Genomic DNA, 561 nt, shown 5'->3' on the forward strand with positions numbered 1-561 from the left:
AATCAATACTTTCTTTTTCTAATAGTTCCATCTTCTCTCTCCTTTTTCCAGTTCATCACTATATGCAAAAAATCAAATCATCACTAACCTAGCATCGAAAACAGTAAACCGCTTTCTCTTTTCGTCATACACTGACCACACATAAGCGCCATCCCAATAACGACCTTCATTATAATAATTCGTAAATTCATTGTTCCAAAGGTAAATATGCAGATGATCTTTATCTGGGAAAAGACGATCATTCAACTGGTTAAATTCTTCCTCCGTTCCCTCTGCTCCTTGAGTTGCTTCAAGAAAAGAAGTCCGATAGATACCATCGTCCGCCCAGAATGATTCAGGCGTGATTCTTTTCGCCTTCATCATTTCTTTATTCACATAAATAGGATAATCTTTCATCTTGTCAAAAAATCGGATATCCGTATAGTTGATTTTTTCTTCTCTGAATTCGTAAAGTTTTTGTGCATATATTTTTTTAGAAACTATAAGCCCTTCTTTGATTCCCCATGACCACCCAGCACACAATCTGCTTGAGTAATTGAGAAATTCTAAAACTGCCTCCTG

1 protein-coding gene is annotated in these 561 nt (G+C 36.2%); it reads right to left on the reverse strand.

Annotated elements, in window-relative coordinates; genetic code table 11:
* Positions 1–72 precede the first annotated feature (72 nt).
* Positions 73–561 (reverse strand): hypothetical protein (locus tag HMPREF2961_RS11955; RefSeq protein ID WP_070704837.1); only part of this gene is annotated, 489 nt, incomplete at its 5' end.

It is taken from the genome of Enterococcus sp. HMSC076E04, assembly GCF_001814285.1.
Lineage (GTDB): Bacteria > Bacillota > Bacilli > Lactobacillales > Enterococcaceae > Enterococcus_B > Enterococcus_B lactis.